A 13,333-nucleotide genomic window follows, 5' to 3' on the forward strand; every position below is an offset into this window, starting at 1 on the left:
GCGCGGCCATTCGACACCCCTATGGTGGCTATCACTCCATTGCGATGTCGAATGACCTCGATCCGACGGAAGGCCCAGCGTGCTCGACCCGGTCCTGCTCCGGACGTTCCTGGCGGTCGCCGAGACCGGCAGCTTCACGACCGCCGGGCAGCGCCTCGGCATCAGCCAGCCGACGGTCTCCCAGCACGTGCGGCGGCTGGAGACCGCGGTGTCCCGGACCCTCGTCGCCCGTGACACCCGCGGCGTGGCGCTCACCGACAACGGCGACGCGATGGCCGGGTTCGCGCGGACGATCCTGGCGGCCCACGCCACCGCGGACGCCTACTTCTCGGGAGCGGCGACCCGCGGGCGCCTCCGGTTCGGTGCGGCCGACGACCTCGCCATCACGCAGCTGCCGCGGATCCTGCGCGACTTCCGCCGCCTGCACCCGCAGGTCAACCTCGAGCTGACGGTCAACCAGTCCGCGCCGCTGCTGCGCCGCGTGCACGCGGGGCAGCTCGACCTCGTGTTCATCAAGCAGACCGCGGGGGAGTCCGCCGAGGGCACCCGCGTCGCGACCGACCAGATGGTGTGGATGGCGCAGGACGGGATCGCGCTCGAGGCGGGGGAGCCCGTCCCGCTGATCGCCTACCAGGCGCCGAGCATCAGCCGGCAGATGGCGATCGACGCCCTCGAGGCAGCGGGCCGCACCTGGCGCATCACCTGCAACACGCGCGACGTCAACGGGGTGCTGGCGGCGGTGCGGGCCGGCATCGGCGTGGCGGTCTTCCCGCACTCGCTCATCCCGGCCGACCTCGTCAAGGTGTCCCAGCGGCTGTCGCTGCCCGAGCTGCCCGCCGTGGACTACGTGCTCATCGCGAACCCGACCGTGCAGCGGGAGCCGATCGACGCGTTGACCGCCGCCATCCTGTCCCGCGGGGTCGTCCGCGCGGTCTGAGCCGGTCCGAGCCGAGCCGAGCCGTGCCGACCCGCACCGAGCCGGCCGCCGTCCGGACCGGACGCCGCGCTACGGTGCCACGGTCGGGACGACCCCCGTGCCCGTCAGGTCGGGCAGCGTCACCCCGGCGAGGGGCAGCAGTGCCGACGCGACCGCCCAGAGCAGCACGAGCGTGCCGACGCCGCCGAGCACCGCGCCGAGGAGTGCGACCGGTCGCTGCCACGTCGCCGCGGGATCCCGCAGCGCCCTGCCGGACAGCACGAGCGCCAGCACGCCGAGCACGAGTCCGGCGGCGTGCACGGTCGCCGGCGCGGTGAACCACCAGGCTGCGAGTCCGAGGGCACCGAGGCCGGTCACCGCACCGACGACGGCAGCCGGGGTGGCTCCGACCGTCGTCAGCGCGCGGTCGCGGGGTGGACGGGCACCGGCCTGGAGGCTCGCCGCACCGCCGTCACGACCGGGTGCCTCCGCCTCGGGTCGCGTCGCGACCTCGGCGGAACCGTCGACGGTCGGGGCCGTTCCGCCGGTGGGAGCGTCCGCCACGGCCGGGAAGACGGCCGTCGGCACGGCTGCAGCACCGGCGGGCGGTGCGATCACGGCATCGAACGGCGTGGCTGGGGGATCGGCGACGACGGGCCGCGGTGCCTGCTGCCGGGCGAAGCGCGCCGGCGTGCGGTAGCCGATCGGTCCGGAGGGCTCGGGCTCGCTGCCCTCGACGAGGACGTGTTCGAGACCGGGCACCGAGAAGCGGGGCTGTCCGACGACCGGGATCGCGGGCGACACGGGCTGGACGGGCTCGCGGTGCGCGGCTCCGCGCTGTGCGGCGTCGTGCGTGGGATCCGTCGGGGGCGTGAGCGGGGCACGCGTCTGCTCGGTCGATGCGCGTGGCGTGGGCCCGCTCACGACGCTGCCGGCTGCCGCAGCCGGCGTGTCGGTGCCGGGACCGGGGTCCCCGACGGCGTCGACGGGCGAGACCGGCAGCGGAGCCGTGTCGAACGACGGGACCTGGACGGCCGGCGAGGTCGGTGCCGGCGGCAACAGGTGCTCCTCCGGCGGGTAGTCGGGCACGATGACGTCGACGTCGGACAGCGACCCGGCCGGAGCAGCGGCGGACGACCCGGGGCTGACCGATCCTGCGGCAGCCGATCCTGCGGCAGCCGACCCGGAGGCAGACGATCCGGTGGCTGACGATCCAGCGGCGGCGCGGTCGGCGACGGCGGCGACCTCGGGGACGGAGGCGGGCGCGGTGCTCGACGCGACCACCTCGACCACGGGAGCCTGCGGGGCGGGGGCGGGCTGCGCCTCCCGGCCGTCGGCGGTGTCCTCCGGGGGCGCGACGACCCACGCGGGGACCGCTCGACGCGGCCGGTCTCGGTCCGGCATGCGGTGCGACGCCACTCGTGCTCCCTCGGTCTACTGATCCATCGTCAGTTCTATCCGCGTGCATGCACTCCGGCGCAGCCCCAGTTCCGGGGGCGCGACGGCTCCGCGGAACGCACGACGGGCGGCCCTGCGCAGCGCGATGTCGCTGCGCAGGACCGCCCACGGTGCGTCGTGCGGAGGGGGATCACATGTCGCGGTAGCGCTTCGCCTCGGCGAGCTTCTGGCGCAGCTCGTCGGCCGTGAAGCGCGTCACGTAGCCGGGGGTGTCCCGCTGGATGCGCCAGCCCTCGGCGAGCGGACCGGCGTCGACCACGTCGAAGCCGAACTCGTCGATCAGGTCCGACACCGTGCGCTTCGCGTCGGCGTCGTCACCGGCCACCACGAGGGCGCGGCGGTCCGGGGTGCCGGCCGGGGTCGCCTCGTCGGTGAGGGCCTGCGCCGCGATGTGGTTGAAGGCCTTGACGACGTGTGCGCCCTGCAGGTGGTCCTGCAGGAGCTCGGCCGTGGTGGTCGTCTCGTCGTCGAGCGCCGCGATGTGGCCGTCGCGCTGCGGGTAGTAGTTGTTCGTGTCGATGACGACCTTGCCGACGAGGGGTTCGACGGGGATGGTGTCGATCGCGGCGAGCGGGGTGGTCACGACGACGATGTCGCCGGCGGCCGCCGCTTCGTCGCGGGTCGCCGCGCGGGCGCCGTCGCCGAGCTCTGCGACGAGGTCCTGCAGCGTCTCCGGCCCGCGCGAGTTCGCGATCACGACCTGGTGGCCGTGCTGCACCGCGAGGCGTGCGAGCTGGGATCCGATGTTGCCTGCTCCGATGATGCCGATGGTGGTCATGGCACCGTGCAACGCGGCTCCGAGCGGCGCATTCCCCACGGGTGCATGATGGCGCCATGGCCCACGAGTTCCGCGACGAAGCCGACCGCGACCGCTACGCGATGTACGTCGACGGCGAGCTCGTGAGCGTCCTCGACCGCCGGACCACCGACGACGCGGTGTCGTTCCCGCACACGTACACGGTCCCGGCGCACCGCGGGAACGGCTACGCGGCGGAGCTCGTGGCGTACGCCGTCGCCGACGTCGAGGCCAGCACCACGAAGCGCATCGTGCCGATGTGCTGGTTCGTCGGCAAGTGGTTCGACGAGCACCCCGAGAAGGCCGACCTGCTCAGCCGTGGCACCGCGGACTGAGACCCACCCCGACCGGCCGCAGCGTCGCGGCCGGCACGTCCCGCTCACGAGGACAGACCATGACCACGATCACCCCGTTCCTCTGGTACGACGACCAGGCCGAGCAGGCCGCGACGTACTACACCGACCTCTTCGCGGACAGCCGGGTCGACAGCGTCGCCCGCACCCCGGACGGCACCGCCCTCGTCGTCGAGTTCACGCTGCTCGGACAGCCGTACCGGGCCATGAACGGCGGCCCGGGCCACCCGCACACCGATGCCGTGTCGTTCCAGGTCGACGTCGACACGCAGGACGAGCTCGACCGGGTCTGGGACGCCCTGCTCGCCGACGGCGGCCGACCGCTCGCGTGCGGCTGGCTGCACGACCGCTGGGGGCTCGCCTGGCAGGTGACGCCGTCGATGCTCGGCGACCTGATGACCGGCGGCGGTGACCCGGAGGCGAACGCCCGCGTCTTCGCCGCCATGCGGGACATGGTCAAGCTCGACATCCCGGCGCTGCAGGCAGCGTCGGCCGGTCGCTGAGGGCGGGCACCTCGTGCTCGCCGGTATGGTGGCCGGACCCGTCGGCGCCGATCACCCGGCGCTCACCGTCACAGGCCGGAGAACGCCATGAGCAGCCCGAGCTCGGACGTCCGCAACAGCGACATCGGACGTGCCTACACCGAACTCGCCCGCATCACGAGGCGCGCGAGCATCCGCGCGCGCGGCGACGACCTGGTGCTCAGCGTCGTCGACCAGTCGCTCGTCGACTTCGTCGTGCAGCACCCCGGGTGCATGGCGATCGACATCGCCCGGTACCTGCGCCTGAACCGGTCGACGATCTCCCGCCAGCTGTCGGGTCTCCTCGCCGCGGGCCTGGTCCGCACGACGGACGGCGGGTCGGGCAACGCCAAGCCGCTGGAGGCGACCGACGCGGGTCGTGCCGCGCTCGACCGCTCGGTGCGGCTGCACCGCGACGCGCTCGAGGAACGGCTCGCCGACTGGTCCGACGACGACGTCGCGCTCCTGGCCGGGCTGCTCGAACGCCTCGGCGCCGCCGACGAGGCCGGGCTCCCGATGCCCGCACGGGCCGCCACGGACGACCGCGCCGCATCGTGACGACCACGTTCGTCCTGCTCTCCGACACCCACCTGCCGAAGCGCGCGAAGGACCTGCCCGCGGGCCTCTGGCAGGACCTGGAGGCCGCGGACCTGGTCGTGCACGCGGGGGACTGGGTGGACCTGGCCACGCTCGACGCCGTGCAGGCGCGGTCCCGCCGGTTCCGGGGCGTCCGCGGCAACAACGACGGCCCCGAGTTCGACGACCGCCTGCCGCTCGTCGACCACTTCACCGTCGAGGACCTCCGGTTCGCCCTCGTGCACGAGACCGGAGCCGCGACCGGCCGCGAGCGCCGGGCGGACGTCGCGTACCCGGACACCGATGTGCTGGTCTTCGGGCACTCGCACATCCCCTGGGACACCGTCGCCCCCTCGGGCATGCGGCTGCTCAACCCCGGGTCGCCGACGGATCGACGGCGTCAGCCGGACTTCACCTGGATGCGGGGGACGGCGGACGGACGCGACCTGACGGTCGAGCTGGTCCGGCTGCCACCGGCCGCGCGCTGACGGACGTCGGCATCCGGAAGAACGCGAGCTCCCACTCGGTGGAGCGGCGGTGGGCTCGGGTCATGCGCCCCCGCTCCACCTGTTCCGCCGCGGCCGCGAGCTCCTCGACGAGCGCGGTGGCCTCGGCGCTCGCCGCAGCGAAGTCCGGGTCGCCGTAGGCACCGAGCCAGTCGGCGAACGGGTGGCCCTCCGGCGCGTGCCCGAGCTGCGTCCCGACCCAGGCGTAGACGCGGAAGCACGGCAGCACCGCGGCGGCGAGGACCGCGGCCGACCCGGAGTCCGCGGCGTCCTGCAGGTGCGCGAGGTACCCGGCGCAGGTCGGGTGGACCGGGTCGTCGGCGTGCGAGCCGGCCAGACGGCGGTGGTGCAGGTCGCGGGCCTCGTCCGCGCAGCCCTGCGCGGACGCGGCCCAGAACGACGCCGGTGCTCCGGTCGACCACGCGGCGAGGCGCGCGAGGTGCTGCTCGTAGGCGCGCAGGTAGTGGACGTCCTGGGCGAGGTAGCCGGCGAACACGTCATCGTCGAGGCTGCCGTCGCGCAGGCCGGCCAGGAAGTCGCACGCGAGGGTCTCGTCGAGCGTGGCCGCCACGTCCTCCCACCAGCGGTCGGTCCACGACACCCGGGGCAGGGCCGCGCGCACCGCCGCGCCGTGGTCGACCGGACCGTTGCCCGTGCCGACCTGCAGCGCATCCGCCCCGCGGAGTGCCGCGGTCAACCACGCCTTCGCTCCGCCGACCGCGAGTTCCCAGTCGCCGTCGCGGGCGGCCAGCGTCGCGATCGCACTCGACAGCGAACAGCCGGTGCCGTGCGTGTTCGTCGTGTCGATGCGGGGACCCGTGAAGGTACGGGTCGTGCCGTCGGGTGCGACGAGCACGTCGTCCGACGTCGGGCCGTCGTCGTGCCCGCCCTTCGCGAGCACCAGGACGTCCCACCTGCGGGCGACGAGCAGCGCCGCCTCGGTCGGTGTCCCGTCACCGGGGCCGTCCGTCCCGGCGAGCGCGACGAGCTCGGCGAGCTCCGCGCGGTTCGGTGTGACCAGGTCGGCCAGGGCGAGCAGGTCACCCATCGCGGCGGCGGCCGACTCGTCGAGCAGCCGGTCGCCGCTCGTCGCGACCATCACCGGGTCGACGACGACCACGGGCGGGCGGTGCTCGCGCAACCAGTCGGTGACGGTGCGGACGACGTCGGCGGTGCCGAGCATCCCGACCTTCACCGCGTCGACGACCACGTCGTCCGACACCGCGTCGAGCTGCTCGCGCAGGAACGCCGTCCCGGGGACGTGCACCGAGCGGACGCCGTGCGTGTTCTGCGCGACGAGCGCCGTCACGACGCCCATGCCGTAGCCGTCCGCCGCGGCGATCGCCTTGAGGTCCGCCTGCAGGCCCGCGCCGCCCGTCGGGTCGGTGCCCGCGATGCTCAGCACGCGCGGGACGCTCCCGGTCACCGGAGCGTCCACGCGTCGACGTGTGCGGCTGCGGCGGCGTACGGGTCGGCCGCAGCGCAGATGCCGGAGACCACGGCCACCCCCGCCGCCCCGGCGGCACGCAGGGGAGCGACGTCCTCGAGGGTGATGCCACCGATCGCGACGCAGGGCACACCGACGGCCCGTGCCAGGTCGGCGATGCGGGCGAACCCGGCGTGGCCGAGGGCCGGCGGGTGATCGGCCTTCGTCGCGGTCGGGTGGACGACCCCGACCCCGAGCAGGTCGACGGTGCCGCGGGGGAGCGCGGCGACCGCGTCGACGTGCGCCGGGGTGTTCGCCGTCAGCCCCACGTGGGCGTCCGGCCCGAGGAGCGCCCGCGCTGCCGTCACCGGGACGTCGGACTGGCCGAGGTGCACCCCGGCGACCCGGTGCCCGGCGTGCCGTGCGGCGAGGGCCACGTCGAGGCGGTCGTCGACCACCACGGTGGCGCGGTCGCCCACCGAGTCGGCGACCGCGGCGGTGAGCGCGAGGAGGTCGCGTGCCGAGGCGTCCTTGTCACGGACCTGCACGGTGCGGACGCCCGCGTCGACGGCGGCCCGGACCACCCCGAGGACCCCGGTGCCGTGCCGATCGGCGAGCGGACCGTCGGTGACCAGGTAGACGCCGACGTCCGTCGCCGCGCTCATGCCGGCACCGCCGTCGACACCGCTGTCGGCTCGGTCGTCGGCTCCGTCGTGATCCGGGCCTCGCGGACGACGTCCTCCGGCGTGAGCGACGTGAGCCGGTCGAGGAAGAGCGGCTGGAACGTGCCCGGACCGGCGGCGTCGCGAGCGGCGAGCTCCGCAGCGATCGTGTGGACCGCGGTCGCCGCGACCGCCGCCGCCCCGGGGTCGTCGGGGGCCAGCGCCGTGAAGGCTGCCACCACGGCGCCGAGCGCGCACCCGCCGCCGGTGATCCGCGTCAGCAGCGGGGTGCCGTTCGCGACCCGGACCACGCCGGTACCCGGCGCGACCAGCAGGTCGACGGGACCGGACACGGCCAGGGCACCCACGGTCCTCCCGTCCGATGCGTCGACGGCGGCCGCACGCGCGTCGTCGGGGCCGGCCGTGCTGTCCACGCCCCGTCCGCCGCCGGAGTCCCCGAGGAGCGCGAGCACCTCGGACGCGTTGCCGCGGAGCACCGTCGGTCGGAGCGCGAGCAGGTCGTGCGCGAGTGCGGTGCGCACCGGCAGCGAGCCCACGGCGACGGGGTCGAGCACCCACGGGGTCCCGGCCTCGACCGCCGCGTGCGCGGCCTCGAGCGACGCGGCCCGCGGTTCGGGGTGCGGCGTCCCCGTGTTCACGAGCAGGGCGTCCGCGACGCGGGCGAACGGTCCGGCCTCGGTGGTGACGTCGACCATCGCAGCGGACGCCCCGAGCGCCAGCAGGACGTTGGCCGTGACGTTCTGCACGACGGTGTTCGTGATGCACTGCACCAGGGGGCTGCTCGCGCGCACCCCCTCGAGCAGCGTGGCGGTGCGGTCGGCCCAGTCCGGGGACGGGACCCCGGGTGTGGGCGCGGGGCCGGGTACGGGCGCAGCAGTGTGCATGGACGATCCCTTCGCGAGTACGAGCTCGAGCAGGTTCGACGGGTGTGATCTCAGCCGCTCGGTGCGGCACCCCGTGTCTCGGACGACACCGTACACGACGCCGCGCGACGGCTCCGAGCACTCCCGCGGCGCCGTTCCCGTCACACCGCAGGCACCCTGTGCCAGGGTTGACGGGTGCCAGAAGCGACCCCTCCCGGACCCCCGCCCGGCCCCCGCGATCCCGGCGACGCCTGGGCCGTCGGGCCGGACGGCACGAAGGCCTGGGGGCGGTTCGGCGCGGCCGGACTGCTCGTCGACGACGGCGCCGGGCGGGTGCTGTTGCAGCACCGCGTCGAGTGGAGCCACCACGGCGGCACGTGGGGCATCCCCGGTGGTGCCCGGCACCAGGGCGAGGAGGCCGTGGCCGCGGCACTCCGCGAGTCCGCCGAGGAAGCGGGCGTGCCCGAGGACGGCATCGACCTGCGGCACGCCGCCGTGCTCGACCTGGGCTTCTGGACGTACACGACCGTGGTCGGCCGTGCTCGCGAGGCGTTCGAGCCGGTCATCGCCGACCGCGAGAGCCTGGCGCTGTCGTGGGTGCCCGTGGACGAGGTCGACGACCTGCCGCTGCACCCCGGGTTCGGTGCCTCGTGGCCGGCGCTCCGTGCGGCGATCAGCACGACGCCGCACGTCGTGGTCGACGCGGCGAACGTCGTCGGCAGCGTGCCGGACGGGTGGTGGAAGGACCGTGCGGGTGCAGCGGAGCGGCTGCTGTCGTCCGTGGCGGCGCTCGCCGAGCGTGGCCTGGACGCGCGGGAGCTGGGGTTGCCCTTCGCCCGGTGGTGGCCGCAGTGGACCGTGGTGCTCGAGGGTGACGCACGAGCGGCGCGGACGGACGGCCGGAGCGGCCGCGTCGTCGCCGGGGCCGGTGCCGGTGGCGCTGGAGCGGACGCGACCGGTGGCGATGCGCCGGTCGGGGCCGGTGGCGTCCGGGTCCTGCGGGCGGACGGCTCCGGCGACGACGCGATCGTCGAGGCCGCCCGTGCCGCGCTCGGCGCCGGCGGTGCACCGGTGGTCGTCGTGACGGCGGACCGGGAGCTCCGGACCCGCGTCGAGGCCCTCGGCGCCGAGGTCCGCGGACCGGGATGGTTCCGGGAGCAGTAGCCCGATCTCGCACTCCGTGACCGGATCGTGACGTCGGACACCCGTGGTCGCTACGCTGGCCCTCACGTCAACGGAGACGTACCGATCAGGAGGTCACGATGGAGCGTGTCACCAGAGCCGACGACCGCGTCCACCGCCCCGCGGGGCCCTGGACGCCCACGGTGCACCGGCTGCTCGCGCACCTGCACGAGCAGGGCTTCGTCGCGGCCCCCGAACCCATCGCCGTCGGGGACGCCCTCGAGACGGTGACGTTCGTCCCGGGCACCGCCGGCAACTACCCGTGGAGTGCCGAGATCGCGAGCGAGGCGGCCCTCGTCACGTCCGCGCGCCTGCTCCGGCAGTACCACGACGCCGCGGCGACCTACCCCCGCGACGACGCCGTCGACGTGTGGTCCCAGGCCGAGCGGCTGCCGGTCGAGACGATCGTGCACGGCGACTTCGCGCCGTACAACTGCGTCTACGACGGCATCGCCGCCGTGGGCCTCATCGACTTCGACACCGCCCACCCCGGACCGCGGGTGTGGGACGTGGCGAGTGCCGTGTACCGCTTCGCCCCGTTCACGACCGGGGCGGTCGAGGGCGGCACGGCGCCGAGCCTCGACGAGCGACTCGACCGGGCGGCGGAGTTCTGCCGTGCGTACGGGCTCGACGACCGGTCCCGCGGCGTCCTCGTCGACACGATGACGGCGTCGCTCGTCGCCCTCGTGACGACCATGGAGACCGAGGCCGCGGCGGGCAACCCGAAGTTCACGAGCGACCTCGAGCACGGGCACGCGGACCTGTACCGGGCCGACGTCGCCTGGATCGAGTCGCACGCCGAGGCCATCCGCACCGCGGTCGCACTGCCCTGAGCCGCGGTGCGGTCGTCGGCGGAACGCCGGCGTCCCGCGGGCCGAGCAGCGGACGCGACCCGACGGCGGGCCGGACGAGCGTGTCGGACGCACACCGGGCCTCCCGGCAGCTCCCAGCAGCCACGCGGCGGACTCCGAAGCTGCCTCGGGTAGTGTCGGTGGGCCATGACCGACAGCCCGGCCGACGCCACCCCGTACGAGGTCCTCGGCGTCCCCGCGACCGCTGACGACGACGAACTCCGCCGCGCGTACCGCCGGGCCGCCCGCGAGACCCACCCCGACCTCGGCGGCGACGCCCGGCGCTTCCGCCAGGTGCAGGTCGCCTGGGAGCGCGTCGGCACGCCCGCTGCACGCCGTGCCTACGACGCCGGATCCCGCACCTCGACTCCGCAGGGCGCGTCCGGCCCGTCCGGTTCCTCGGCCTGGAGGCCCGACTCCGGTCGTGACGAGTACGCACCGCCGACAGCGCGTCGCGACTCCCGCCCCCGCGCCCGGTCCCACGGACACCCCGGCGGCCGGTCGCGCGAGGTCTTCCTGCAGGCCGAGCGCGAGTGGGTCGGCCTCGGCGACCCGATCGAGGACCCGTACGACCCGACGCTCGTCCGGTCCGCCCCGCGGCACATCCGGCGTCTGCTGGGCGAGGCCCTCGCCGAGGAGGCGACGGCGGCCATCGTCGCCGACATGGGCATCGGCGTCACGGTGTGGCACGACCTCGACGCCGGTGCCGAGGGCAAGCTCGACCACGCCGTCCTGACCCCGAGCGGTCTGTGGGCGGTCGAGTCGATCGACTGGGGCGCCCCCGTGCGCATCGAGCACGGCGAGGTCACCGGGGAGACCCTCGCACCGGGGGAGCGGCCCGTCAAGGAGCTCGTACGCGCGGCGCGGGCGGTGCAGAAGCAGACCCGGGTGAAGTTCACCGGCCGGCTCGTGGTCGTGCCGGACTCCGCGGTCGACGAGGACGTGCAGGTCGTCGGCTCCCCGCGGAAGCCCACCGCCCTCGTCGTGCGCCGGAGCGCCCTCGGACAGGTGCTCAACGGCGTGTGGTCGCCGGAGGGTTCCGTCGACGTCTTCGACATCCGCGACCGCCTGCAGCAGACCGTCCGGTTCGTCTGATGCCCGACCGCGTGGTGGCGGTCGTCGGCGCGACGCTCACGACGGACCACCACAGCGCGGGTCAGTAGCCGCGGAGCTTCTCGAGGTCGCGGCGCTCCCGCTTGCTGGGCCGCCCCGCGCCGGGGTCGCGCACCGGGACGAAGCCGGCCTCCTCCTTCGGCAGTCGCGGCGGCGTCCGGTCCTCGAAGTGCTTCGCGGCCTCGGCAGCACTCGTGCGCTTGAGGATGATGCCCGTCACGACGACGATCCGGTCGAAGCCGTGCTGGCGGACGCGGACCTCGTCGCCGGGGCCGATCGGCTGCGCCGGCTTCGCGCGCTCCCCGTTCACCCGGACGTGGCCGGCCTTGCACGCGGTGGTGGCGGCGGACCGGGTCTTCGTGATCCGCACCGCCCAGATCCAGCTGTCCACGCGCGCCTTCTCCATCCGTCCACCCTAGGCGTGCCGGACGCGGACGCGGACGCGGCCACGGCCACGTCCGGTGACGTCCCAGCCGTCGGGGTGGGCCCGCTCGCGGCTACGCTCGACCCGTGCCCGACCGCCGCGACCAGGACGCCATCGCCCGCGCGCTGGCGCTCGGCGTGCTCGACGGCGCGGCGCTCGGCGACCGCCTCGTGGTGCGGGCCCGGCACGGCGACGGAGCGCGGGACGCCCTCGGCACGCTGTCCGCCCGCTCGCCGTCCGCGGTGACGATCGACACCCGGAGGGGTCCGGTGCAGGTCCCGTTGGCGGACGTCGTCGCCGCGAAGCCGGTCCCGCCGCCGCCCGCACCGCGGCAGCGACAGCGCTGACCACGCGCCGCTCGCTCCCGTGCCCCGCCTCGGGCCCTCCCGACACCGGCGAGCCGTCGCCGTCCGCGCCCCGCACCCCACGTAGCCTCGACCCATGGTCGTCCCCGTCCCGCTCGGCACCGAGGACCGGACCGCCCGCCTCACGCTCCGCCACCCGGACCGTTGGCGCCGGGAGGACGCTCCGCAGGCCGACCTCCGCCTGACCGGCGACGACGTGGTGCTCACCGTGCGTTCGCGTCCCTCCGACCGCACGATCGCCGAGGAGCACACCAGCCTGCTCGAGCGGCTGCCCGGTTCCGTCGAGGGACTCCACCTGATCGGCTGCGATCCGTGGACGGTCGCCGACGCACCCGCACGCCTGGTCGAGTACGTGCGACCCGACGAGGGCGGCGACGTCGCCGGCTCGCACCTGCTCTTCGTGACCGGGCGGCACCGCGTCGACCTCACCGTGGAGCGTCCGCTCGCTCGGATGCTCGCGACCGACGACCTCGTCTCGGCCGTCCTCGAGTCCGTCCGGGCGACCGAACCGGTGCCGGCGCGGCCGCAGCGCGGACTCGAGCCGCTCCCGGCGGCGGTGCCGGCCCCGGACCTGGACGGCACGCACCTCGGCGCCGAGGCACTCGCGACGCTCCGCTCCCTGGCCGGCCGGCGCTGGAGCCCGACGCTCCTCCGCACGCCCGGTGGCCGCGAACTCGTGCAGTCCGGGCTGGTCGGTCGCCTCGGCACGCTCCCCGAGCCGACCCAGGAGCTCATCGGTCCCTGGGCCGACGACACCCAGCCGGTCACCCTCGAACAGCGGTTGCCCGACGGGCGCACCACGCGCCTCCAGGCCTGGGCCGAGACCGTCGTCGACGGGACGGACGAGACGGGCGGCACCGTCTCGCGGCTGCCGGTCGAGCGCGTGGTCGCGCTGATGGCCGGGAGGCTCGGCATCCGTCCGACGTGGACCTTCCCGTTCCGCACGGGGTCGGTCGGCGCCGACCTGCTTGCCCGCAGGACGGGTGCGGCAGTCGCCGCGCCGGACCTGCCGCAGGTCGTCGCCGAGGCGGACCCGCGTCTGGCGCGGTTCTGGGCGGCGCCGTGGACGGTTTCGTCGATCCGCCGTCCGGGGCGTCCGACCCCGGTCGTCGTCGTGCACGCCGAGGGGATCGGGTTCGCACGTGTGGGACGGACCGAGGCCGGGGAGACGGCCTTCCGGACCGACTCCCCAGCCAACGTCTACCGGTCCGTCGTGCGGGCGTTGCTCGGCTGACGACGTTCCGGACGCTGCGCCCGCTGGGCAAACGTCTACCGGTCCGTCGTGCGGGCGTTGCTCGGC

Annotated in this window: 16 protein-coding genes and 1 riboswitch; of the genes, 10 read left to right on the forward strand and 6 right to left on the reverse strand. The window is 75.1% G+C overall.

The features are described 5' to 3' along the window. The first annotated feature begins 79 nt into the window (after positions 1-79). Positions 80-937 carry a LysR substrate-binding domain-containing protein gene (locus tag QUG93_RS07185; protein WP_289473243.1) on the forward strand — a complete coding sequence of 286 codons (858 nt, stop codon included), beginning with the start codon at positions 80-82 and terminating at the stop codon, positions 935-937. A gap of 69 nt (positions 938-1,006) precedes the next feature. On the opposite strand, the gene QUG93_RS07190 is transcribed toward QUG93_RS07185, so the two are convergent. Together QUG93_RS07190 and QUG93_RS07195 are read right to left on the reverse strand one after the other, a co-directional pair. Then, entirely contained in the window at positions 1,007-2,320 is a 1,314-nt protein-coding gene (locus QUG93_RS07190; protein ID WP_289473244.1) for a hypothetical protein, read from the reverse strand. A gap of 184 nt (positions 2,321-2,504) precedes the next feature. Continuing rightward, complete coding sequence (locus QUG93_RS07195) at positions 2,505-3,152, reverse strand: NADPH-dependent F420 reductase (RefSeq protein ID WP_289473245.1); 648 nt, start codon at positions 3,150-3,152, stop codon at positions 2,505-2,507. Positions 3,153-3,208: 56 nt separating this feature from the next. On the opposite strand from QUG93_RS07195, the gene QUG93_RS07200 reads away from it, so the two are divergent. The 4 genes from QUG93_RS07200 to QUG93_RS07215 all read left to right on the forward strand — a co-directional run bounded on the left by QUG93_RS07200 (position 3,209) and on the right by QUG93_RS07215 (position 5,108). Beyond that, on the forward strand, positions 3,209-3,505 hold the full coding sequence (locus tag QUG93_RS07200) for a GNAT family N-acetyltransferase (RefSeq protein WP_289473246.1): 297 nt from the start codon (positions 3,209-3,211) through the stop codon (positions 3,503-3,505). A gap of 59 nt (positions 3,506-3,564) precedes the next feature. Continuing rightward, entirely contained in the window at positions 3,565-4,026 is a 462-nt protein-coding gene (locus QUG93_RS07205; protein WP_289473247.1) for a VOC family protein, read from the forward strand. A gap of 87 nt (positions 4,027-4,113) precedes the next feature. Then, positions 4,114-4,602 carry a MarR family winged helix-turn-helix transcriptional regulator gene (locus tag QUG93_RS07210; RefSeq protein ID WP_289473248.1) on the forward strand — a complete coding sequence of 163 codons (489 nt, stop codon included), beginning with the start codon at positions 4,114-4,116 and terminating at the stop codon, positions 4,600-4,602. Beyond that, the gene (locus tag QUG93_RS07215; protein WP_289473249.1) at positions 4,599-5,108 is read left to right on the forward strand and encodes a metallophosphoesterase family protein; all 510 of its coding nucleotides are present in this window, start codon (positions 4,599-4,601) and stop codon (positions 5,106-5,108) included. Before QUG93_RS07210 ends, QUG93_RS07215 begins: the two co-directional genes overlap by 4 nt. Here QUG93_RS07215 and thiD read toward each other — a convergent pair. The 3 genes from thiD to thiM form a co-directional block, all read right to left on the reverse strand. Beyond that, positions 5,032-6,531 (reverse strand): bifunctional hydroxymethylpyrimidine kinase/phosphomethylpyrimidine kinase, encoded by a 1,500-nt coding sequence (gene thiD / locus QUG93_RS07220; RefSeq protein WP_289473250.1) that lies wholly within the window; start codon positions 6,529-6,531, stop codon positions 5,032-5,034. The genes QUG93_RS07215 and thiD overlap by 77 nt on opposite strands. A 17-nt stretch (positions 6,532-6,548) precedes the next feature. Beyond that, positions 6,549-7,217, reverse strand: coding sequence for a thiamine phosphate synthase (thiE, locus tag QUG93_RS07225; RefSeq protein ID WP_289473251.1), 669 nt, complete (start codon positions 7,215-7,217; stop codon positions 6,549-6,551). After that, on the reverse strand, positions 7,214-8,119 hold the full coding sequence (gene thiM / locus QUG93_RS07230; protein ID WP_289473252.1) for a hydroxyethylthiazole kinase: 906 nt from the start codon (positions 8,117-8,119) through the stop codon (positions 7,214-7,216). Before thiM ends, thiE begins: the two co-directional genes overlap by 4 nt. Beyond that, positions 8,108-8,203, reverse strand: a riboswitch (TPP riboswitch). (Overlaps the previous gene by 12 nt.) Positions 8,204-8,293: 90 nt before the next feature. Between thiM and QUG93_RS07235 the strand changes: the two genes are divergently transcribed. The 3 genes from QUG93_RS07235 to QUG93_RS07245 all read left to right on the forward strand — a co-directional run bounded on the left by QUG93_RS07235 (position 8,294) and on the right by QUG93_RS07245 (position 11,226). Then, on the forward strand, positions 8,294-9,262 hold the full coding sequence (locus tag QUG93_RS07235) for an NUDIX domain-containing protein (RefSeq protein WP_289473253.1): 969 nt from the start codon (positions 8,294-8,296) through the stop codon (positions 9,260-9,262). A gap of 98 nt (positions 9,263-9,360) precedes the next feature. Next, on the forward strand, positions 9,361-10,113 hold the full coding sequence (locus tag QUG93_RS07240) for a phosphotransferase enzyme family protein (RefSeq protein ID WP_289473254.1): 753 nt from the start codon (positions 9,361-9,363) through the stop codon (positions 10,111-10,113). Positions 10,114-10,278: 165 nt separating this feature from the next. Next, positions 10,279-11,226, forward strand: a complete 948-nt coding sequence (locus QUG93_RS07245; RefSeq protein ID WP_289473255.1) for a J domain-containing protein — start codon at positions 10,279-10,281, stop codon at positions 11,224-11,226. A 61-nt stretch (positions 11,227-11,287) separates the two neighbouring features. Here the strand turns inward: QUG93_RS07245 and QUG93_RS07250 are convergent, their stop codons facing one another. After that, a complete protein-coding gene (locus QUG93_RS07250) occupies positions 11,288-11,650 on the reverse strand; it encodes an RNA-binding S4 domain-containing protein (RefSeq protein WP_289473256.1) in 363 nt (120 codons plus the stop codon). A gap of 104 nt (positions 11,651-11,754) precedes the next feature. Between QUG93_RS07250 and QUG93_RS07255 the strand changes: the two genes are divergently transcribed. Further along, positions 11,755-12,015 carry a hypothetical protein gene (locus QUG93_RS07255; RefSeq protein WP_289473257.1) on the forward strand — a complete coding sequence of 87 codons (261 nt, stop codon included), beginning with the start codon at positions 11,755-11,757 and terminating at the stop codon, positions 12,013-12,015. 94 nt (positions 12,016-12,109) lie between these two features. Further along, entirely contained in the window at positions 12,110-13,267 is a 1,158-nt protein-coding gene (locus tag QUG93_RS07260) for a hypothetical protein (protein ID WP_289473258.1), read from the forward strand. Positions 13,268-13,333 lie beyond the last annotated feature (66 nt).

It is taken from the genome of Curtobacterium caseinilyticum, from assembly GCF_030363035.1.
In the GTDB taxonomy this organism is placed as follows: domain Bacteria; phylum Actinomycetota; class Actinomycetes; order Actinomycetales; family Microbacteriaceae; genus Curtobacterium; species Curtobacterium caseinilyticum.

Bases quoted from the DNA above. Each gene is read 5' to 3' on its own strand.
- QUG93_RS07190 (WP_289473244.1), bottom strand. From the start codon at position 2,320: ATGCCGGACCGAGACCGGCCGCGTCGAGCGGTCCCCGCGTGGGTCGTC.
- QUG93_RS07195 (WP_289473245.1), bottom strand. From the start codon at position 3,152: ATGACCACCATCGGCATCATCGGAGCAGGCAACATCGGATCCCAGCTC.
- QUG93_RS07200 (WP_289473246.1), top strand. From the start codon at position 3,209: ATGGCCCACGAGTTCCGCGACGAAGCCGACCGCGACCGCTACGCGATG.
- QUG93_RS07205 (WP_289473247.1), top strand. From the start codon at position 3,565: ATGACCACGATCACCCCGTTCCTCTGGTACGACGACCAGGCCGAGCAG.
- QUG93_RS07210 (WP_289473248.1), top strand. From the start codon at position 4,114: ATGAGCAGCCCGAGCTCGGACGTCCGCAACAGCGACATCGGACGTGCC.
- thiE (WP_289473251.1), bottom strand. From the start codon at position 7,217: ATGAGCGCGGCGACGGACGTCGGCGTCTACCTGGTCACCGACGGTCCG.
- thiM (WP_289473252.1), bottom strand. From the start codon at position 8,119: ATGCACACTGCTGCGCCCGTACCCGGCCCCGCGCCCACACCCGGGGTC.
- QUG93_RS07240 (WP_289473254.1), top strand. From the start codon at position 9,361: ATGGAGCGTGTCACCAGAGCCGACGACCGCGTCCACCGCCCCGCGGGG.
- QUG93_RS07245 (WP_289473255.1), top strand. From the start codon at position 10,279: ATGACCGACAGCCCGGCCGACGCCACCCCGTACGAGGTCCTCGGCGTC.
- QUG93_RS07250 (WP_289473256.1), bottom strand. From the start codon at position 11,650: ATGGAGAAGGCGCGCGTGGACAGCTGGATCTGGGCGGTGCGGATCACG.
- QUG93_RS07260 (WP_289473258.1), top strand. From the start codon at position 12,110: ATGGTCGTCCCCGTCCCGCTCGGCACCGAGGACCGGACCGCCCGCCTC.